The following is a 20,515-nucleotide window of genomic DNA, read 5'->3' as shown; positions in this document are numbered from 1 at the left end:
TCATATATAGCTAGGTGTAAAAATGGGAGGGTATGTTAGGTGGATTATTGCAGTAAAATAGTATCAGGATATCCTGCTTACGAAATTGATACTAGGGGACAAATTTTTAGTTATAAATCAGGAAAAAAGAAACAGTTAAAGCCAACTCTTGATTCAAAGCAACGTTATTATGCTATTACATTATGTTCTCAATCCGGTAATCATAAGAAATTTTTGATTCATAGACTAGTAGCCTTAGCTTTTATTCCTAATCCAAATGATTATGGTGAAGTCAATCATATTGATGGTAATCCTCAAAATAATAATGTAGAAAATTTAGAATGGTGTGACCGAAAACACAATCTTGCTGAAAGTTATAAGACTATGTCTCCTGTGAGAAACAAAAATGCATCTAGGTTATATAAAGGAGATGAATATATTGGGGACTTTGAATCTATTTCTGCCGCTATTCGATATGCAAAGGAAAAGTTTAAAATTGTGAGTGTTTCATCATTACATAAATATCTTCAATATGGAGATATTAGAGTAATTCCTGAGAAACAAGGGCGAAAGCATGTGGCAAAGAGAGTCGAAACTAGAACACAAAATAAGGGGATACTCATCTTAGAAGGTGAGGGTATAACAATAAAAAGAAATACAGTGAAAGAAATAGCAGATGATGTTTATAGATTAACAGGAAGAAGATATCCCCCACGATCATTATGTGCTGATTACAATGGGGGATATAAAATTGCTCATAGATTTTCGCTTAAAAGAGTTTATGAAGAAAATTACGTAGGAGAAACATAGTGGGAAAAAGTATTTATATTGATGAATTACCAAAAGATGCAGTTCAGATAAAAGATTCATTTGATTATATCGATCCGAGAGGAAATATCTACGGACTTGAAAAAAGAAACAATCATCATAGTGGAGAATTCTTTATTAAGAAGCAAAGTTTGAGTAATGGATATTTGTATTGCGGGATAAATAAAGTTAATGGTAGTAGAGTCAGCTGCAGAGTGAATAGATTAGTAGCAAACACGTTTATCCCAAATCCTGAAAACTATCCAGTTGTTCTCCATAAAGATAATAATAAAGCTAATAATAATGTGGATAATTTAAAGTGGGGAACAGTGTCAGAAAACACAAAACAAGCTTTTGATGACGGGCTGGCTGTTAATAGAAAAGGTTTTAATGATGAACAATCGATTCCAGTTGATTGTTATGATACTTTATATAATCAATTTATTGGATCTTATGGCTCGATTTCTATAGCTGCGCGAGAAGTAGGAATGACTAAGAAGGGAATAACGTATCAGCTAGAGAATCCGGATAATCCCATAAGAAAGAATGTATATTTTGTAAAATATAATGCTTCTAAGAGAATTCATACTGTTATAGGACAGTTTGATATTCATACAGATGAAGAAATAGCTAGGTACATAAATATAGGTCATGCATGTGTTGCAACAGGAATCTCTGACTCTGTAATTAGCAGTCAAGTAGTACTAGATAGAAAACCTAAATGGACGAAAACAGGAACCTATTTTAAGGAAATAGAAGTATCATAGTGTCCTATTTTTTTTAATCTTTCTGGCCAAAAAACGTTATAAAATAAAGTCTTTCGTGGGCTTATTTTAAGCACTTTTAAAATGCGATAAACAGCGTAAATTAAACATTTTTTAATTTTTGCTGGGCTAAAATGCCTATGTTTTTGTGGGCATTTTTAATGTAAAATAAGCCTTTTTGTGGGCTGAAATTGATGCAAAATGATGTTACTGGGCAAAAATTCGATATTTTGCTGGGCTAAATTTGATAAGAAAAAAATGGAAAAAACAGCGAAAATAAAGGAAAGTACCTATTTTTAGTGGGCTAAAATCAGCATTTTTTTATAGTGTTTGTGGGCAAAAATCCTTATGTTTTAGTGACCTCAAATTAATGGTTAGCGTCGCCCTATTCACCGACTAGGATGAAGGCTTGCGCGTGGCAGGGAAGTTGCTAAACGCATCTTTTCCTGCTCTTTTCCAGGTTTTCTTCTTCTTTTTTTAAAGCTATAAGTAAAGGCCTATTGTTTGAAGTGATTTTTTTGAAAAACATAGGAAAAAATGGGGAAAACCCTGGATTGAACAATATATACAGCTGTAGACTTTATTTTAAAAGGGAATGTAAAATAAGTTGTAAACTCAAGAATTTCTTAGATTGTCAAAATCTAAATCCCCTCATAAAAAAATTTATATCTATTAGAATTTCATATTTATAAATCCATAAAAGGCATTCAAAACAAGTACATATGCGCTAATACATATACTCCGTAGACAATTGACGCAAATTTGAGAAACGCTGGGTGAAGCAAATATCAAAGAATCTTGATTTTCCGAGGGTTTCAGGCATGTAAAGAATATGTTCTAAGGAATCAAATTATCCAATATAGATATTATTACGTTTAAAATATTATCTTCAATTAGCAGTTCTTTAATTCAAAAACATTAAATTTCACTATAAATTTCTTTTAAAAAGTATCTGAAACATCGTTTTAAGAGCGATTTTCTTATCCTACATCCATATTAGACACGAATAGAACATTCAAGATCAAATTATCTATGTTTGGATAATTTGAAATAACAAGAAAGGATAAATAATAATGGGATATTCGATGTTTAAGATTTCTTCCTTAAAGACAGAAGCGGACTTTAAGGAGATTATTACGGAGGTCAATCAGGGTAGTTTTGCTTACTTCACATGTAAGGATTATTTGCTAAAGCAATCATATTATTCAACGCATCAGCTTCGAAAAAACGGCGTTATAGCTATTGGAATCCAATTTAAGTTATGTATTGGTGAAAGTGATGTTATTGATGAAAACCGCTGGAAGAAAGTGGCATTACTTTTTTGTAGAGATTATTTGGATATTAATATTGCTGAGTTGAAAGATTCATCTACGGAAGAAGCGTGCGCTGATAAAACTAAAATATTGTTTTGTGATTTTGATAGCAAAAAGCAAAAAGGAACATATACGATTGTTTTTTCAAAGACGCGTGCAGATGGAAAGCTTTTCCTGACTAAGTATTCATGTGCTAAACGAGGTTGGTTCAAGAGTATATTAAGGAATTATGAAAAGATAATGAGGAATACTTTTTACCTTGATACAGCACCCAAAGAAGTATTCTACGACTTTTTATACAACAAGGATAGAGAAGCTGTTTTAACATCAGATTATTCTCAATTAAAGAAGTTGCCATTTCCAATGGAGGGTGAAACTACAACGCAATATTATATGAGAATAACGCCTTTTGTTGAAAGGATAAAAAAACAAAGGGATGAAGATGAAGAAAAAAAGTATAGCAGGCTTAACCAATCATATAAAAATCTTAAAATTAAGTATGATGTTTTGAAAGAGCAGGAAGTGAGACAGAGAGTATATTTAGCTAGAGCTGGTAAGGTAATGCAGATTATAGATGAATATCAAGATTTTAGGGTACTCCGTTCTGATTTACTACAAGGGCAACGTATTAAGGCAGCATTAAAATTTTTTGATTTGCTAGGAGATGAACGAGGAGAACAGTCAATAAAATTTATTGAATATGCTTTGGACCAAGGCAAATCATTTTTAGAAGATTTAGAAAGAAAGGACTTAATTATAGATGAAAGTAACTTGTAGAAATAAACGTGCCGGCTGCTTAGCAAATCATAATGATAGAAATTTTGATATACAAAAAGCAGACCATATAGATATCTCTAAATCTATCAACAATATCTATGGAAACATCTATGAGGATGAAGGTTTAAAATTCAAGGATGTTGAACTCAAGTATTACAAAGAACAATATGGTGAGCGAATAAAACATATTAATGAAACCTACATAAAAGCACGTCACAAAGAACGTTGCATGACGATAGAGAAATATTATATAAAGCATCCTCCGGAAGAAACCATTCTTCAAATAGGAACAATGACGGACAATATAAATCCAGAAATCTTTAAAGATTGTGTGATGGAGTATTTGAAACAGCTGGAGAAATATAACTCTAATTGCCATGTTTTAGACTGGGCCATTCATGTTGATGAGAAAAGTCCGCATGCTCATATAAGGAAATGTTGGGATTATATTAATGAAAATGGTGACTTAGCGATTTCAAAAGAAAATGCTCTTGAAAAACTGGGCATTAGCAGAGTAGATGAGCACCTACCTCAAGGACGTAGAAACAATAGAACCGTAGCTTTTGATACGATGATGCGAGAAAAATGGACAGAGATTGTAGAAGCAAGAGGTTTTACTATTGAACGAAAAACTGAAAGAGAACTCAATCCTGAAAGAGAAGATATGGATATTCATCAGTTTAAGGAGCAGAAGCTTAAAGAAAATCTTGAGATTATAAGAGAGTATCAGGTTAAAGTGCAAGAACTTGAAAATAAAATAACAGAGCAAGATTCTCAAAAAAGAGAAATTGAAACGAGAGCTGAAGCAGAGAGAATAGAAAAAGAAAGAGAATTTCAAAATACGGTCGTCCAGCTTAATCAATTAATAATTGAACAGCAAAAGCAAATTAAGATGCTTGAGCAGGAAATTCAAAGGAACAAACATAAGAGTAAGGATGAAGAAATAGAATTATAACGATATTTATAGAAGACGAGTTCTAAAATATCTTTTCCAATTATACTTTTCCCAAGGGAGTCATAATACATTACGTTCTTGCACGATGTCTTCTTTCAACCAAATCGGCTATTAAGTCGAAAGCTTTATCTGCAGGTAATTCTCTACCATTATCAACATCATCAAGGCCTTTATCTAAAATAGATGTAAGATTCTTTGGAATAGAAATATTCTTTCCTTTTTTACTATCCATAATTAATATTTCTTCCATAAAGGCCGAGTTCCTTTCTCCTGTGTTTCAAGTAAAAGAGAATCTTGAAGATTCTCAGTATTTCTTTGCAAAAATCCTTCTTGACAACAATATTATAACATGAAAATCTTGCTTTTTCTTTACTTTTGTACCTCCATGCGTAAATATAACAACGGAAAAACAAAACACATGAAGACCACAGACATCACGTTTGTGGTCTTTTTGCGTTGAGAAATATTTGTTTTCTTAATATAATATTATTAGATTTATAGTTTATTGTAAGGAATGATTGTTTCCGTGCGAACTTGCATCGGGGCTCCGCTTTACGGGATGATAATATGCTCCGCCCCGATTATATCAGGAACCCCCCGAAGGACTCCCCACAATGCGAGCAGAGGAAAGATTGCATTGTTCGCCCGGTTCCCGAACCTTCCCCAAGCACAGTTTTTATATGGTAACTATTAAAAGGTTCTCTAATAGCCGATATAAAAAGTACCCATAATAATTCAGTAGAGATACTGAAGGAATTAAGCTATCACATCAACCTCTGTGATGGCTTTTTTTATAATTAGTAAGATGATATATTAAAGCCATGAGAATGTAGTTCAAAGGGGCTTTGAAAATGATGAGGTATCTATCTGAAAGCGAAGCTGCTAAGAGTCGCAGCACAACAGATATAGCAAAAACACTTCCTGCATCTGTGCAGGGATATTGTTATTATGCGGAAAATACTAAGGGAAAATCCATTGGTGGTATCTATATTGAGGTGTGCCAAATTAGACGTTTTTATGATGTGATTGCAGAATCACTAGCAAAATCAAGGGATGAGCTGGTGGAAGATGATCTAAATTCTGTTTCAGATGAAATGATTGAAGAGTATTTATCAATTCCATTTCAGCCCAAATTTGAAGGTGCAAAGCAACGAACAGTAAGTGAGGCGGAGCGGAGCCGTCGCATCAATGCCTTATATAATTACTGTGAGTATCTTATATTAGAAGGAATTCTTTCTCGCAATTTGATTACTAAGCCTGAATCAAAAAGAAAGAAGGGCAGAGTAATCAAGAACTCATCAGAAGTAAAGTTTACAGGTACCGCAAAAGTAAAAACCACAGTGGATGGAAAATATAGCCTCATCAAAGAAAAATATGGTAACAAGCCAAATGAATATCATTATTGTATTAGAGATGAGAAATCAGGACTTTTCTTTTTAGATGATAAAGGTGAAAAGCTTGTTATAAAGTCATATTCTGATGCCAGAAATTATGTAAAGAAACTATATTAAGACGGAGAATAATTGGACTTATAAGCTTGTTGATGAAGCAGAATCCATGAGTGAACTTATTCGTAAAAAGAAAATGTATGGATTAAAGTAAATTTTATTTAAATACATATCAAATCGCAGGAACAACCTCTATCAATGAGGTTGTTTTTTATGGATAAGACCGAAAATTATACGATACTCGGTTGAATTACGGTTATAGTCCTGGAGTTATACCGAGGATTTTTACGCTTGATGATGGTGTTATGACGACACAGGATTAACAATATTCTTTGGTACACTAACTCTATCTGTAAATAAATGCTATATGTAGAGCTATTAAAAGTATAGGTTGCATTGCTGTTATAAAAAGTTATAAAAAGGTATTATGCTGTACGATTTTTCGTACTTATAACATGATATTTTATATTCAGGATATAAAAGTAACCATTTGCAGAGAGGGGCGGGTTTATGAAACAAAGATTGATTGTTAATATCACATTTTCTTTATTAATCTCTATTTTTTCGCTTGCTTATTTTATTAAGCCAACACCTGTATTTGCTGAGTCTCTTAATATTGATGGTGTAGAGTATCAGTTTGATGAGGATACTGACTATGTGCTGAAAAATGCCCAGTCAAATAAAGCTATAAATGGTAAGACTAAATTTGGTATATTATCACTTGATGGCGATATCAAAAAGATAAATGATGTAAACAAAGTTCAAGCCTTTGAAGTAAATAGTGGCATTGTAGAAATTAAGTACAACATTGATACTGCTACAGATAAAATCTCAGAGGACAATACAAAAAAGGTCTCTACGGCTACACTTGATGAAAAAGTAAAGAAAGGTGCTATTATTGTTCAAACATCATTAGATGGAGAAAACTGGTTTATAGATAAACAGCTTACAGATGTATTGGGCGAAGAGAGCGAATTTGAAGAGAAAGTATATGAGTCAAATTATGTGCAACAAGCAAATGGATGTTTTTATAGAGTTTTAGTAGCGTATAAAACAAAAACATTAGTTGAGAAGAATAGTTTTTTGGTGTTTGATACATCAGATTACAATGTAACAAGATGGGCAGAAGTCTATAAATTTTATTTGATTGATAAGGATTTAGGTAATGTTGAATCTGTAGACACAACGCCACGTACTATATTCCAAGATAAAGAATATCGATTTAAAGTAGAAAATGATTCAGGTTATAGTGTGATAGTTGATATTCCTGATGATGATCCTCATAGAGGCTGGAATCTTGGAGATTTTACTATAAATGGATACACCGATGCTATTAAAGATGAAGACGATGTGCCGATGTTTTTAAAAAATGTTGGTGATCAAGTAACATTATGGTTCACATTGGATTCAGGAATTAAAGATATAAATAAGTTGAATGGTAATGAGGACTTATCCATCAATGATGTCAAAGATGGTTGGGATGACCAGTTTGATATAAAACATACAGCATTTAGAAAAGGAACTTTAATTATCCAACAAACTGATGCTGAGGGGAAAGCAAAAGACCCAGTTGTTTTCACCAATTATCTTGAAGCCAATGTTCGTACTGGCGCTGATACAAAAGTTAAATTGTTTGAAGAAGGCGACTATGTAGTTGCATTAGATTATGAAATAAAGGATTCATCGGGGATACTTGATGACATCTCAAGTTATTCGCTATTTTTTGAATTCAAGATTAGAAATGGCAATTGTAACATATTCCCATTTGATTTGGCGACAAATAATCAACTTGTAGATCATTCTATCTCTATGGAAGGGTTCAGATTAGACTATGCAAATTCGAAGTATTTAACAGTTTCAGTTGAACATAAAGCAATTAATTTCAATGGCACATCTTATTCTGAGGACACTAAAGGAAATAAGCCAGCAAAAGATGGCTCAGAATATAAAGATGAAGGTATTTATATTATTAGTGTAGAGCATGATTATGATAGTAACCGTAAAACAGATAAGACAATTTATGTTGGAGATTCTCCAATTATAAAAGCGTTATCGAAGAATAATCTTTCTGTTAATGATGTAAATAATCTACTAGCCCAGGGATATAAACTAAAAGATGATGGTAGTCTTGTATCGAAGTCTGGCGAGGCGGTAACTGAAGATGAGAATATAGAAGATGCAAACGATACAACTGAGGTAGTAGATAATTCTAGCAGTACTGAGATAGCCAAAAATGTAACAGAAAAAAGTGAGCCAGATAAAAGTGATGGAAGTAGTGGGTCAAGCGTTAATTCCACAAAACAGGAATCATCGCCTATAGGATATATTGGTATCGCTGTAGTAATAGTTGTTGGAGGCTTCTGGGTCTTAAAGAATAGGAAAAAGAAGCTAGTTCAAAATATAAATGAAACAAATGAAGGAACTAGAAACGAGGAACGAGGAAATGTTGATGTAAGCGAAGAGGAGGAGAAGTAATGGTAAAAAAGATAATTGCAATAACTTTATCATTGGCTTTAACTCTTTGTGGCTGTGGTCAAAGCGCATCAGTTAGTAACACGACAGAGAGTAGTGAAGATACACAAACAAAAGTAGAAGAAAGTGTAGCACAGGACGAAAGTGCCACTACAGAAGATGATGAATTAGGCGATATTGATTTATCCAATACATCAATGCAAGATGAAGAATTAATTCAGTATGTGGAGGATACAGTTTATTCTGATCTAGAGTCAACGCTTGATTCCGAAGACTATATTATTGAAAATGTTTCAGCTGTTTATGTTTCTAAAGAGTACTTGGAAGAATTAGAATATAATTCCAAATCTAATATTTTCTTTGGGTATTCTTTGGAAGAAGTCGAAAAGCAATTTGATGATGAACAGTACGTTTTTACAACAAATGATGAAGGAAAAACAGTAGTAGCAAAATTTGAGGATTATGATGATACTTATGACCAGATTATTAGAAATGTAGCTATAGGTGGAGGCGTAATTCTTGTATGTGTTACTGTTACCGTTGTATCAGCGGGGCTAGGTGCGCCAGCAGTTAGTATGATTTTTGCAACAGCTGCATCTACTGGAACAGAATTTGCTATTTCGGGAGCTGTGATTAGCGGTGCAGTATCGGCTGCAGTTACAGGATATGAAACTAAGGATTTAGAATCTACTGTAAAAGCAAGTGCTTTGGCTGCTAGCGAAGGTTTTAAGTGGGGTGCTATTTCCGGAGTTGTATTAGGTGGTGTTTCTGCAACAATAGATTTGGCAGCTGCTAATCTGTCGCCTAAAACAATCCCAACACCAAGAGAGTCTGAAGAATATGTTTTAAAGATTAAGGGCGGAAGAGAACAGGTTTCTTATATAGGTGGAAAAGAAGTTCCATTTAACACACCAGGTGCAACAAGGCCAGATGTGGTTGTACAGAATCCGAATGGTACTATAGAAGCTATAGAGGTAAAAAACTACAATTTGGCAAGTGCCAAAAGTAGACAAACTTTGTACAGTGAACTGGAAAGACAAATAACAGCTCGTGTACAAAATCTTCCAGCTGATTCAACTCAACGAATTATTCTTGATACAAGAAATAGAGAGTATACTACTGAGATAATTGAAACAGTTACTAGAAATATACATCTTAGATTAGATAGTGTTTATCCTAATATACCAATTGAAATTCTTTAGTGGAGGTTTTTCATGGAATTATTTACAGAGGATAGAAAAAGATACGTAGATGTAGGTGGAAGCTGGATTTTACATTCTGTTTATTCGACTGCACAGGTTCGATTAGGTGGAATGAAAAGAAAAATTCCTCTAGCAATGGATTTTCTTCAAACAGGGAAATGTGAACCTAATAATGCAATAGAGACTGCACGACAAATTAATCTGCTAAGAGATGAATTTTCAAAGATTAAACCAGAAAAGGCTGTATATGATTGTGATAATCCTAAAGTAAAAGCTCCGTGGGATGGAAATCTAAGCTATGTAACTACATCGTGTGCAAATTTATACACAACTGCTGATGGAAAGGATTTACTATTTGAATTAGTATCAATTCTTACCTACGCAGATATTATGAAGAAAGCAGTAGATATGTCGGAATGAATTCCCATCCAGGAGTCCTAGGCAGATAACTTGATATCATACAAACAACCTCTATCCCATGATGAATGGATGGAGGTTGTTTTTTTCTTACGGTTATAGTCGCGGAGTTATACCGAGGATTTTATGGTTATAGGAAACATTAAATAATGTAAGTCTCATTTTACCCCCCCCCCCGAATAATGAACATAAAAAAATATATCAAAAATACTATTGACAAAATGTTTTTAGCGTGGTAAATTATACTTACAAGATGAACATACAAAAACATATCATTTTTGTATGGAGATATAACTTTAAAATGAACGGCTATGAATGGCTATTTTTTTTACAAGTCAATAATGAACATAAAAAAATATATCATCGAAAGGGACAGGAAACATAAATGGAAAGAATATCAGGAATTGCACAGACAATAGGAGGACAAATAACAAGTAGAATCCAAGCAGATCAAAGAAAAAATGAACTTGTTAAAGGTAAAATAAAAGTTTTAGCTCCGAAAGCTATATCTGGTGGACAGATTAACAATGATGATTTATACGAATTGGAGTATAAAACTGAGCCTGACGAGAAGAAAACTACACAACAGGGGGATATTGTTTTAAAGCTTTCTACTCCATATGATGCAGTATATATAGATGAGAAGAACGCGGGACTATTAGTAACATCTTTTTGTGCAATTGTTAGATGTAATCAGAAACAAGTAAATCCAAAGTTTTTAACTGCATTTTTTAACTCAGAAAGCTATAGAAACCAAGTACTTAAGGAGGTAAGTGGTGCGACAGTACCAATGTTAACCATTGGTAAAATAAATGAAGTAGAGCTAAATATGTATGACCCAAAAGAGCAAGAGCAGATTGCAGAATATTATGAATGTATAGTTGAAAAGGAAGCTTTATATAAAAAGACTATTAGTCTTGAAAAGGAGAAATTGGATACTGTTTTTGGATATCATTAAATATTGGTTGGAGGATGTACTAATGGAAAAGAATAATGAGACATTAAGTGAAAAAATAATAAGCATTTGTAAGGAGAATGGGTATACATTACCTGCTTTCTTAGAACAAATATTATATGTCATGAATATTTTTAGTGATGTAAATCTTGAACATAATAGATTTTTTAAATATTTTGTTGGTCTCACAGCAATTAAACATGATGAGATTTTAACTTCTAAACTTTTTGATACAGAGGTAATAAGCAGGATTGAAAAACAATGTGGTTGTATTGAGGGATTATTAAGTAATATAAATGCTCCATATAGATCCCAAGAGGAAGGATGGATGCATACATTTGCAAATATTCTTGAAACAATCGCTACTCAGCCCTTGGACAAGGAAGGTGCTAAGAATTTAGCCTATCAATTGATGAAAACTGTATGTGATGGTTCACATGCAAAATCTATGGTTACGAATACTATTATTGCAGAGTTAGAGAGTGCAGTTGCGGATATTAAGGATGGAGAAGAAGTTTGCGATGGAACTGTAGGATTAGGTTATTCACTTGGAGTGTGTGCAGATAATAAGAAGTGTCAACTTACAATTAACGATATTGATGATAGAAATGTTAGAGATGCTGCACTTTATTTAAATCTTATAGGGGATTATGAACTTGACGCGAAGGTAGGAGATTTTACTATTCGTAAGTCAGAAAAGAAATTTGACAAAGTTGTAATGAATATACCTTTTGGTACAAAAGTCAAAGAACTCAATGGGCATCAAGTAGATATTTTAATTAAATACATGAACACTGATTATTGCAAGGACGGTGATGTTCTGTTTACAGCAGCAGGACTTGATGCGCTAAAAGATAAAGGAAGACTTGTGCTTGTTGTACCACAGAGCTTTTTATTCAAGCAAGGTCTAAATGCAGTATGTCGTGAACGTTTACGTAGTCTTAATCTACTTAGAGCTGTTATTGATCTTCCTGCAGGATTGGATAATACCAGAGTGAAAACATCAATGTTAGTCTTCGAAAAAGGAAATGATGACGTAATCTACGTGGATGCATCAAAGCTCATAAATAGAGGTCGTAGATCAGAAGCTAGCATTACATTAGAAAATAAAAGGCTTCTTACAGATATTATAAACGAAAAGAAGGAGGTAGAAGGAATTTCGCATAAGGTTTCTATAGGCGAAATTAAGGAAATAGGAGATTGGTCATATTCTCGCTATTTTAAGGAAGAGACTGAGGTGATTTATCGTTCTATTGAGGATATAAATAAGGATATAAATGAATGTATGGAACAGATATCAGCCATTGATAATAAAATTGGAAAAATGCAGCTATTCAACTAGAAATGTTACAAAGGAACGAAAGGATTAGAAGTATACAAGATGAAGAGATATTTTATAACAGATGCTAAATATTTTGAAGATGAAAATGATTGGGTGGGAGGAGAACATGCTACGGTAAGATTTATTGATGATTCAGGAAAGGAAAGATGGATTACTTTGTCCTATATTTGTGGTTTTGCAGAATTCTCTTTATCAGAGGATAATCCACAAAAAATAATGACTGAATTATCTTATGAGAATATTGGTAAAATTATCAGTTATCGTATAGATGAATTCAATGGCATTAGTCTTAAGAACCGTGTAGGTGGACCAGTTGATTTATTTTATTTCAAGGACAATGATGCATATAGCTTGTTAAATGTATTGTTTACACTGCTAGAAAATAGAGGCAATGAAGAATTTATTCATAGTGTAATTGGGAAAGATGCTAAAGACATTGACATAGAGACATCAATGTTAATGGTGGATTAACCGCAAAGCACTATAGGCATCCATGTTCTATGCAAGATGAATAAAGATTGGAGCATTAGAATGTATGACAATATTGGATGAATACATAAAGCTTGCATTATATGCTTTGAATCTTAGGGGACAGTATTGCAAAACTAAAGCCAATACTGAGATAGAAAATGAAATCAGAGCCCTGATTGGACTACTTAGGAAGTATTCTCTACGTATGATGCAGCTGAATGTACATTTTTTATATGAGTTGGATTTAAATAGTCTGCGTGAGGCGAAATCTAATTTTTTTGGCTATCAAGATATTCAAAGGAGACATCCTGAGATAGTAACTAAGGAAGTCGAAATAATGATGAATAATCTTGCTAGGAGGGTTTCATATTGGGAAGGGCAGTTGCTTTATGAAAATACTCGCACCATTATTGATTATGAGAATTTCCGTGAGTATTTGCAGAATCCCATTCAGGCAAATAGAATTGCTAAGGATTTTTTATATGAAATAGCAGAATCTTATTTATGCGATAGTGCATTGCAAGAGGGTGGCTCAAAATCAAATCAGCGAGTGGAAAGCGTGACGATTTTCATTGATGAAACTAACAAAAAGCATCCACTGCATCCAAAAGGAGGGCTCGTCAGTAATTACAGCTTCATAATAGCAAAGGGCAAAATCAAGAAAGAATCTGAACTTAATTATGCAAATATTGTTTGTGAGAAAGTAGGACAGGTTCGAAGTACTAATCATGTTGAAGATATTACCCTAGAAGCCATAGGAAATGCGTTGTTTACGCTTCTTTATGATTATAACTACACTCAAGATGTGCACATTTGGATTGATAATCTGACCGCAAAACATCATTGGAACAAGAAGAAGAAAGAACTTGCATTATATAAGTGTTTCAATTCTGTCAATGTTAGCCATGTAAGCAGGGGATATAATACTAAGGCAGATGCCTTATCTAGGCAAAATGTGGTTGTTACTTTTTCAAAAGCTGAATTTGATAAGTTGGAGCAATTTGATTTGGCAAATCAGCTGAAGAACTATTTTAAAAATGAAGCGGTATAAGAATAATTTTTATGGGAGGTAATTTTTGAAAAAATATTTGAAAAAGCATCTTATAAGGGGAAGCATATTAACATTAGCATTGTTAATATGGGCATTTAAACCATACCATCTGGATAACAGTAAGAAATATCCAATCTACATGAAATATGAGGTGACATGTGGAACAGAAAGTGGTACGTGGCATTTACAAAGAATAGACCCAAATAAGTATAGTGGTTATCAGATAGCCACCAACCCATCGATGAGTTTAGAATCTACAGTAGAAGCTCATATGGTGACGGACGGTGTAGATGTTCATTTGAACGAAGGAGAGTATTTGAAACTGGTTAATTGTTCCGGGATATTAATAGATAGCGAATAATACTTTATAGGTTGTTAAAGTGTTATTTCAAATACATGGCAAGAATATATATGCTATAATTACTATGTGTTTTTACATGCTTTTAATTCATATAGGAGATGTGTCTATGGCGGTAATACATAATGAAGATTCTAGAGTAAAGATTCCAGCACTTGTTCATTTTACAAGACTAGGATACACGTATAAGTCATTAAAAGAATCTGATGGAAAATATGATGAGGATACCAATATTTTTATTGGTTCTTTTCGTGATGGAATAAATAATATTAATGGAACTAATATTTCTGAGCAAGAAGCAAAAGATATAATAGCAGATTTAAAAGATACATTAAATCAAGAGGATTTGGGACAGGGCTTTTATACTTATCTAAAGAAAGGTTATAAGGGACTCAAGTTAATAGATTTTGATTCTATTGATGGTTTTAAAAATATATATGAGGTAGTCACTGAATTTACTTGTAAAAATGGAAGTGAAGAGTTTAGACCGGATATTACAGTTTTGGTTAATGGAATGCCGCTTGTTTTTATAGAGGTAAAGAAACCGAATAATAAAAATGGAATACAAGCTGAATATGAAAGAATTAATAAACGTTTTGCAAACAAGAAATTCCGCCGGTTTGCAAATATTACACAGTTTATGATTTTCTCAAATAATAGTGAATATGATGATACTGAGGTCATTCCGTTAGAAGGAGCATTTTATTCGACCACAGATTATAAAAAATTATTCTTTAGTCATTTTAGGGAAGAAGACAGTTCTATATTTGACAACATCTCTGAAATAGATGTTGATGTGGAAAAGAAAATTTTAAAGGATAATAATCTGTTTTCTATAAAGGGAAGTGGTGAGTATGATACTAATATGTCTTCAACTACTCCTACAAATAGAATTATTACATCTATGCTTTCGCATGAGCGATTCATGATGCTTTTAAAATATGCAATATGCTTTGTCGATAAAGTAGATCCTGATACAGGGATTAGAAGATTAGAAAAGCATATTATGAGATATCCTCAGCTATTTGCCACAAAAGCAATTGAGAAAAAATTAGATGATGGTGTAAAGAAAGGGGTAATTTGGCACACGCAAGGAAGCGGTAAGACTGAACTTGCATTTTACAATACACATTATTTGAAGGATTATTATCAAAAGCAAGGGATAATAGCGAAGTTTTATTTTATTGTAGATAGATTAGATTTACTTCGACAGGCTGCAGACGAGTTTCGTTCTCGAGGACTTGTTGTTGATGAGGTCAAAAACAAAGCTGAATTTGAAAAAGTATTTACGAAACCAGGCGAAAAAAATAATACCGGTGAACTATCTATTACTGTTATTAATATTCAAAAGCTATCTGCAAATGCTATTTCTAAATCTTTAGATTACGATTTGAATATACAGAGGATTTATTTTTTAGATGAGGCACATAGAAGCTATAATCCGACAGGGTCATTTCTTGCAAATTTAATAGCTTCAGATAGAAATGCAGTAATGATTGCGTTAACTGGAACGCCTCTGATTAGTGGAGACTATAATACAACAGATGTATTTGGGCACTATATTCATAAGTACTTTTATAACAGCTCAATTGCGGATAGGTATACTCTTAGATTAATAAGAGAAGGAATTAAGACTGAGTATAGAATGAGCCTAATGGCAGCTTTAAAAGAACTCAAAGCTATTAAAGGCTCATTGCCTACGAAAGATATATATGCGCACAAAGCTTATGTTAGACCATTGGTAAAGTATATAATTGACGATTTTACAAGGAGTAGACTCAGGCTTAATGATGATAGCATCGGAGGTATGATAGTTTGCGAATCGGAATCACAAGCTAGAGCTGTTTTCGAGGAAATAAAGTCTAAGAATTACAAAGTGGCACTGGCAGATGAGCAGGATGATAGCGAACTTTTATTAGATAAAGATTATTCTTGTGCCTTAATATTGCATGATGAAGATGATAAAGATACAAGAGCTCACGAGCAAAATGAATTTAAGCAAGGACAAATAGATTTTCTGGTGGTTTATCGCATGTTACTTACTGGATTTGATGCGAATAGACTCAAAAAGCTTTATCTTTGCAGAAAGATTACTGAACATAATTTACTTCAGGCTTTAACCAGGGTTAACAGACCATATAAAAATTATAGATATGGTTATGTTGTTGATTTTGCTGATATTAGAAAAGAATTTGATAAGACAAATAAGGCCTATTTCGAAGAACTTCAGCAAGAGTTAGGAGATGCCTTTGAGGAATATAACAACATTCTAAAAGGCGAAGATGAGATTAAAAAAGAGTTAGATTATATTTCCGAAAAGCTTTTTTTATTTGATACAGAGAATGCAGAAATATTCTCACAGCAAATTTCAGAATTAGAAAAAAGTGAATTGATAGAAGTTCGTAAAGCTATAGAACTATATAAGGAATTGGCTAATTTATCAAAGCTATATGGTTATGATGATTTAGCAAATAGATTTACCCTTGATAATATAAAGTCTCTATACAATGAAGTAACAAATCGAATCAATATAGTAAATCAAAAGGAAGCATTGGCTAATGCGGAGGACATGTCTGCCATTTTAAATATGGCTTTGGATGGAATAGACTTCAGGTTCCATAAGGTGTCAGAAAGTGAAATGGTTATTGCAGATAAATTCCGAGAATCATTAGAGCATACACGGGCAGAACTGCAGCGTAATAATGATCCCAAAGATCCAGAATATGTCTTATTAGTTGATGAATTACAAAGATTATTTGCAAAGAAAAATATTGAGGAATTAACAGCAGAAGAGATGGATTCTCATATTAAGGAACTAAATAGAATAGAAGACGCAGCGAAAAAAAAGAATCTTGCGGATGCAATGCTAGCTAGAAAATATAATGGTGATCTGAAGTATATGAGAACGCATAAAAGATTACGTGAGGGCATTAGTCCAGTTGCAACTGATATTGTGCTAAACAGAATATTACTTTCAGTAAAAAATTCTGTTGATAAGCAAGTGTATGATAATGAAAACGTTCTTGATAATGAACCGTATTTTCAAAAAAGTATGTACCGTTTAATATTAAAAGAATTTAACAATAATGATATTCGGCTAAATGCTCAGAATGTAAAAGAAATCGGAAATTGTATTTCCGAAGAATACTTTCATGAAAGGACCTGGAAATAAAAATGAATATTTCAGAAATAAAACAAGAAACATATGCCATGATTGATGATTTAAAGTCAGCATGTAATTTGGCCGGAGCAGGCAATAGTCCAGGGGAATACAAGATTATAACTCAATCATTTCTTTATAAATTTTTGAACGATAAATTTATATATGATTTAGGAAAAAATGTTCCAGAGTTTCAAGGAAAAAGTAATAAAGAAATTGAAAGCTTACTAAAGAGCAAAAGTGATGAAGAATATGAAATTATGTTACTTAGTCTAGATGCAGGAACCGCTGTTCTTGGTAAAGAGCAGCTGATATCTACAATATTTAGTCGCAAGGGCGAAGAGGATTTTCATAACATATTCGATAAGGCACTTGAAGAAATTTCAAAAAAGAACATGGAGATTTTTTCTGTGCATACTGGTGGAAAAGCTCAAATAAAACTATTTTCACCAATATCTAGAGAAATCGCAGACGATGAGAAGAAGGATTCACTATGTAGTGCAATTATACAAAAACTAGCAACAAGTAGTTTTGAGAATGTTTTTGAACAGAAATATGATTTTTTTGCGGATATTTTTGAATATTTAATAAAGGACTACAATAAAGATTCTGGACGATATGCAGAGTATTACACTCCGCACGTTATTGCAGGAATTATTGCAAAGATTATGGCTCCTGAAGGCGCAACAAATGTGACAGTATATGATCCTTCTGCTGGTACAGGAACGCTAGTGTTAGCTATGGCACATCAGATAGGAGAAGAACATTGTACTATTTATACTCAGGATATTACACAAAAGTCTAACGAATTTATGAGATTAAATTTGATTCTAAATAATCTTGTGCATTCGTTGCCCAATGTAATTCAAGACGATACGTTGCTTTATCCTAGACATTTAAATAAGAAAAAAACAGATATTGAGCATTTTGATTTTATTGTATCGAATCCGCCTTTTAATGTTGATTTTAGTGAGACTAGAGATGAATTGGCTGGTAGTAAGTATAATAAACGGTTTTGGGCAGGAGTGCCAAACGTTCCAAATAAAGATAAATCTAAGATGGCCATATATCTTATGTTTTTACAACATATTATTGATTCAATGAAAGAGGACGGTAAAGCAGCGATTGTTGTTCCAACCGGATTTTTGACTGCCGGAAGTGGTATTCAAAAGAAAATCCGCGATAGAATAATTCGTGAGAGAATGCTAAAAGGTGTTATATCAATGCCTTCTAATATTTTTGCAACTACTGGAACGAATGTATCAATTATCTTTTTAGATAAATCAAATAAAGATGGAGATGTCGTATTGATGGATGCTTCAAATCTTGGTACTAAAGAAAAGATTGATGGCAAATATCAAAAGACAGTTCTTAGTGATAGTGAAATAAGAAGAATAATTGATATCTTTATTAAGAAGGAGCCGGTTGATGATTTCAGTGTGGTTGTAAAATACGAAGATATAGAAAAGAAAAAATTGTCATTTTCAGCTGGACAGTATTTTGAGGTAAAGATAGATTATGTAGAACTAACACCTCAGGAGTTTACCGATAAAATGAATAACTATATGGTTGAGTTACAGGAATTATTTGATGAAGGGGCGAAACTGCAAAAGGAAATAATAGAACAGTTAAAAAAGGTTAATTATGAGCAAAATAATAACGTCTAAACTTGAAAATATATGTATAAAAGAGAAAGGTTCACTGATATCTGGACCATTTGGTTCAAATATTTCCAGTAAATATTTTGTTGATAAAGGCGTCCCAGTAATAAGGGGTAACAATTTAAATTTATCATATGAGAAATTTAATGATGAGGGATTTGTTTTTGTCACTAAGGAAAAAGCTGATGAGCTTAATTGCTATGCATACAGTGATGATTTGATTTTCACTGCTGCTGGAACAATAGGGCAAGTAGGATTAATTCCTAGAGATTCAAAATATAAGGAATATGTTATATCTAATAAACAAATACGTGCAAGAATAAATCAATCACTAGTTGATGTAAAGTATGCATATTATTGGTTTTGTAGCCCGTGGATGAAAAAATGTTTGATGAACAATAATAAAGGGAGTACGGTGCCTCTTCTTACATTAGGAGAGGTTAGAGATTTGCAAATATCTTATCCAGAAAGCCTAGAAGCGCAGAAGAAAATTGTTGAGTGTGTAGAATGTGTATCACAGAAGATAGAATTAAATAATAGGATATACGACAATTTATACAAGCAGGTTTGTAGCATATATGACTATTGGTTCACTCAGTATGACTATCCTAATGAGGAACGCAAACCTTATAAAGCGTCGGGGGGTAAACTTATATACAGTGAATCTTTAGGCAAAAGCATTCCTGCGACTTGGAATACAACTACAGTTGGGGAGATTACAACATGTCTTGATTCAGAAAGGATACCCTTATCTGCAAATGAAAGGTTATCTATGCAAGGGGCCTATCCTTATTATGGAGCAACTGAAATAATGGATTATGTGAACAAATATATCTTTGATGGTGATTATATCCTTCTTGCTGAAGATGGTTCGGTCATGGATAAAAACGGTCATCCTGTCCTACAAAGAATTCATGGCAAATGCTGGATTAATAATCACGCGCATGTGTTAAAACCTGCAAGCGGATATTCTTGTCTACTTCTACAAATGATTTTAAAAGACATACCAGTTGTAAAAATCAAAACAGGATCTATTCAGTATAAGATTAATCAAGAGAATATGAATAGTTTTGTCTTGCCAGAAATACCAAGTTCGCTCCGTGAAAAGTTCATTAGTATAACCGAACCTCTTGACATAAAAATGTTGGCTATTAGATCAGAAATAGATCAATTGAATAAATTAAGAGATTGGCTCTTGCCAATCTTCATGAATGGACAAGCATCAATTTCAGAGTAAGTTACGAATTCATTGTGCTTGCATCGTTAAATTACATGAGTTCTCGCTTTATTCTAAAGCCTGTATTTATCGAAAATCTTGAAAAAGTGGTAAAGCATTTTACTAACAAACATGGTTGGCTAAGCATTGCTTAAATTGAATATTCA

Annotated in this window: 17 protein-coding genes; 16 read left to right on the top strand and 1 reads right to left on the bottom strand. The window is 33.0% G+C overall.

What is annotated here, in order from left to right:
* The first annotated feature begins 39 nt into the window (after positions 1 to 39).
* From FXF36_RS00555 to FXF36_RS00540, 4 genes are all read left to right on the top strand, one after another.
* A complete protein-coding gene (locus FXF36_RS00555; protein WP_243143542.1) occupies positions 40 to 789 on the top strand; it encodes an HNH endonuclease signature motif containing protein in 750 nt (249 codons plus the stop codon).
* Complete coding sequence (locus FXF36_RS00550) at positions 789 to 1,553, top strand: HNH endonuclease (protein WP_243143541.1); 765 nt, start codon at positions 789 to 791, stop codon at positions 1,551 to 1,553. Before FXF36_RS00555 ends, FXF36_RS00550 begins: the two co-directional genes overlap by 1 nt.
* A 1,082-nt stretch (positions 1,554 to 2,635) precedes the next feature.
* The gene (locus tag FXF36_RS00545) at positions 2,636 to 3,640 is read left to right on the top strand and encodes a hypothetical protein (RefSeq protein WP_151621936.1); all 1,005 of its coding nucleotides are present in this window, start codon (positions 2,636 to 2,638) and stop codon (positions 3,638 to 3,640) included.
* Entirely contained in the window at positions 3,624 to 4,595 is a 972-nt protein-coding gene (locus tag FXF36_RS00540; RefSeq protein WP_151621935.1) for a hypothetical protein, read from the top strand. The genes FXF36_RS00545 and FXF36_RS00540 overlap by 17 nt, the downstream gene beginning before the upstream one ends.
* Positions 4,596 to 4,665: 70 nt before the next feature.
* Here the strand turns inward: FXF36_RS00540 and FXF36_RS16180 are convergent, their stop codons facing one another.
* Positions 4,666 to 4,827: a hypothetical protein gene (locus FXF36_RS16180; protein ID WP_167511238.1), complete on the bottom strand. Its 162-nt coding sequence runs from the start codon at positions 4,825 to 4,827 to the stop codon at positions 4,666 to 4,668.
* A gap of 619 nt (positions 4,828 to 5,446) precedes the next feature.
* Between FXF36_RS16180 and FXF36_RS00535 the strand changes: the two genes are divergently transcribed.
* The 12 genes from FXF36_RS00535 (at position 5,447) to FXF36_RS16505 (ending at position 20,369) form a co-directional block, all read left to right on the top strand.
* Positions 5,447 to 6,106, top strand: a complete 660-nt coding sequence (locus FXF36_RS00535) for a site-specific integrase (RefSeq protein WP_151621934.1) — start codon at positions 5,447 to 5,449, stop codon at positions 6,104 to 6,106.
* 447 nt (positions 6,107 to 6,553) lie between these two features.
* On the top strand, positions 6,554 to 8,518 hold the full coding sequence (locus tag FXF36_RS00530; protein ID WP_151621933.1) for a hypothetical protein: 1,965 nt from the start codon (positions 6,554 to 6,556) through the stop codon (positions 8,516 to 8,518).
* Entirely contained in the window at positions 8,518 to 9,717 is a 1,200-nt protein-coding gene (locus FXF36_RS00525; protein ID WP_151621932.1) for a hypothetical protein, read from the top strand. The genes FXF36_RS00530 and FXF36_RS00525 overlap by 1 nt, the downstream gene beginning before the upstream one ends.
* Before the next feature lie 12 nt (positions 9,718 to 9,729).
* Complete coding sequence (locus FXF36_RS00520) at positions 9,730 to 10,137, top strand: Imm70 family immunity protein (RefSeq protein WP_151621931.1); 408 nt, start codon at positions 9,730 to 9,732, stop codon at positions 10,135 to 10,137.
* A 382-nt stretch (positions 10,138 to 10,519) separates the two neighbouring features.
* On the top strand, positions 10,520 to 11,092 hold the full coding sequence (locus tag FXF36_RS00515) for a restriction endonuclease subunit S domain-containing protein (RefSeq protein ID WP_151621930.1): 573 nt from the start codon (positions 10,520 to 10,522) through the stop codon (positions 11,090 to 11,092).
* A 22-nt stretch (positions 11,093 to 11,114) separates the two neighbouring features.
* Positions 11,115 to 12,431, top strand: a complete 1,317-nt coding sequence (locus FXF36_RS00510; RefSeq protein ID WP_151621929.1) for an HsdM family class I SAM-dependent methyltransferase — start codon at positions 11,115 to 11,117, stop codon at positions 12,429 to 12,431.
* A gap of 39 nt (positions 12,432 to 12,470) precedes the next feature.
* Entirely contained in the window at positions 12,471 to 12,902 is a 432-nt protein-coding gene (locus tag FXF36_RS00505) for a hypothetical protein (protein ID WP_151621928.1), read from the top strand.
* Between the two features lie 73 nt (positions 12,903 to 12,975).
* The gene (locus FXF36_RS00500; protein ID WP_151621927.1) at positions 12,976 to 13,953 is read left to right on the top strand and encodes a hypothetical protein; all 978 of its coding nucleotides are present in this window, start codon (positions 12,976 to 12,978) and stop codon (positions 13,951 to 13,953) included.
* A gap of 25 nt (positions 13,954 to 13,978) precedes the next feature.
* Positions 13,979 to 14,314: a hypothetical protein gene (locus FXF36_RS00495; protein WP_151621926.1), complete on the top strand. Its 336-nt coding sequence runs from the start codon at positions 13,979 to 13,981 to the stop codon at positions 14,312 to 14,314.
* A 106-nt stretch (positions 14,315 to 14,420) separates the two neighbouring features.
* Positions 14,421 to 17,483, top strand: a complete 3,063-nt coding sequence (locus tag FXF36_RS00490) for a type I restriction endonuclease (protein ID WP_151621925.1) — start codon at positions 14,421 to 14,423, stop codon at positions 17,481 to 17,483.
* A gap of 2 nt (positions 17,484 to 17,485) precedes the next feature.
* Complete coding sequence (locus tag FXF36_RS00485) at positions 17,486 to 19,138, top strand: HsdM family class I SAM-dependent methyltransferase (protein WP_151621924.1); 1,653 nt, start codon at positions 17,486 to 17,488, stop codon at positions 19,136 to 19,138.
* The gene (locus FXF36_RS16505) at positions 19,116 to 20,369 is read left to right on the top strand and encodes a restriction endonuclease subunit S (RefSeq protein ID WP_243143540.1); all 1,254 of its coding nucleotides are present in this window, start codon (positions 19,116 to 19,118) and stop codon (positions 20,367 to 20,369) included. The genes FXF36_RS00485 and FXF36_RS16505 overlap by 23 nt, the downstream gene beginning before the upstream one ends.
* Positions 20,370 to 20,515 lie beyond the last annotated feature (146 nt).

Origin of the sequence: Pseudobutyrivibrio xylanivorans, from assembly GCF_008935055.1 — a bacterium.
Classification (GTDB): Bacteria; Bacillota; Clostridia; order Lachnospirales; family Lachnospiraceae; genus Pseudobutyrivibrio; species Pseudobutyrivibrio xylanivorans_A.
Note: the sequence above shows the minus strand (reverse complement) of the source record. Positions and strands in the feature narration are given on the sequence as shown.

What these genes read in the sequence shown, in the direction of transcription:
- FXF36_RS00545 (WP_151621936.1), top strand. Translation starts at nt 2,636, where the DNA reads ATGTTTAAGATTTCTTCCTTAAAGACAGAAGCGGACTTTAAGGAGATT.
- FXF36_RS00540 (WP_151621935.1), top strand. Translation starts at nt 3,624, where the DNA reads ATGAAAGTAACTTGTAGAAATAAACGTGCCGGCTGCTTAGCAAATCAT.
- FXF36_RS16180 (WP_167511238.1), bottom strand. Translation starts at nt 4,827, where the DNA reads ATGGATAGTAAAAAAGGAAAGAATATTTCTATTCCAAAGAATCTTACA.
- FXF36_RS00535 (WP_151621934.1), top strand. Translation starts at nt 5,447, where the DNA reads ATGATGAGGTATCTATCTGAAAGCGAAGCTGCTAAGAGTCGCAGCACA.
- FXF36_RS00530 (WP_151621933.1), top strand. Translation starts at nt 6,554, where the DNA reads ATGAAACAAAGATTGATTGTTAATATCACATTTTCTTTATTAATCTCT.
- FXF36_RS00525 (WP_151621932.1), top strand. Translation starts at nt 8,518, where the DNA reads ATGGTAAAAAAGATAATTGCAATAACTTTATCATTGGCTTTAACTCTT.
- FXF36_RS00520 (WP_151621931.1), top strand. Translation starts at nt 9,730, where the DNA reads ATGGAATTATTTACAGAGGATAGAAAAAGATACGTAGATGTAGGTGGA.
- FXF36_RS00515 (WP_151621930.1), top strand. Translation starts at nt 10,520, where the DNA reads ATGGAAAGAATATCAGGAATTGCACAGACAATAGGAGGACAAATAACA.
- FXF36_RS00510 (WP_151621929.1), top strand. Translation starts at nt 11,115, where the DNA reads ATGGAAAAGAATAATGAGACATTAAGTGAAAAAATAATAAGCATTTGT.
- FXF36_RS00505 (WP_151621928.1), top strand. Translation starts at nt 12,471, where the DNA reads ATGAAGAGATATTTTATAACAGATGCTAAATATTTTGAAGATGAAAAT.
- FXF36_RS00490 (WP_151621925.1), top strand. Translation starts at nt 14,421, where the DNA reads ATGGCGGTAATACATAATGAAGATTCTAGAGTAAAGATTCCAGCACTT.
- FXF36_RS00485 (WP_151621924.1), top strand. Translation starts at nt 17,486, where the DNA reads ATGAATATTTCAGAAATAAAACAAGAAACATATGCCATGATTGATGAT.
- FXF36_RS16505 (WP_243143540.1), top strand. Translation starts at nt 19,116, where the DNA reads ATGAGCAAAATAATAACGTCTAAACTTGAAAATATATGTATAAAAGAG.